This is a genomic window from Zavarzinella formosa DSM 19928 (assembly GCF_000255705.1).
GTDB classification, from domain to species: domain Bacteria; phylum Planctomycetota; class Planctomycetia; order Gemmatales; family Gemmataceae; genus Zavarzinella; species Zavarzinella formosa.
On record NZ_JH636446.1, the window covers coordinates 391491 to 391823 of the forward strand.

The following is a 333-nucleotide window of genomic DNA, read 5'->3' on the forward strand; positions in this document are numbered from 1 at the left end:
GCCGGAGTTCGTCATGTATGACGACGATGGCGAGCCCGACGCCCTGCATTATGGCCAGATGATCGTTCTGGCGGTGAGGGCGATTCAACAACTCACGGCCCGCGTGGCCGAACTGGAGGCGAAATGATCCCCGTTTCCCCCATCACCGTCACCGACGAAACCGCCCACGGCGGGGCGCTGCCCTACGGGGTGTGCCTCGGCGGGGACGCCGCCACGCAATACCCCGACTTCAAGGTGGACGGGGGCCGGAGCCAGACCAAGGTGCTGGCCAAGTCCCTGTTGCTGGGAGATCCCGGCGACACCCCGGAACTGGCGCTGCTCATCGTGGACGGG

1 protein-coding gene is annotated in these 333 nt (G+C 66.7%); it reads left to right on the forward strand.

Annotated features, from left to right (window positions below; all coding sequences use genetic code 11):
• Positions 1 to 123 precede the first annotated feature (123 nt).
• A partial coding sequence (locus BGIM_RS66155) for a hypothetical protein (protein ID WP_193789051.1) occupies positions 124 to 333 on the forward strand: 210 nt, incomplete at its 3' end.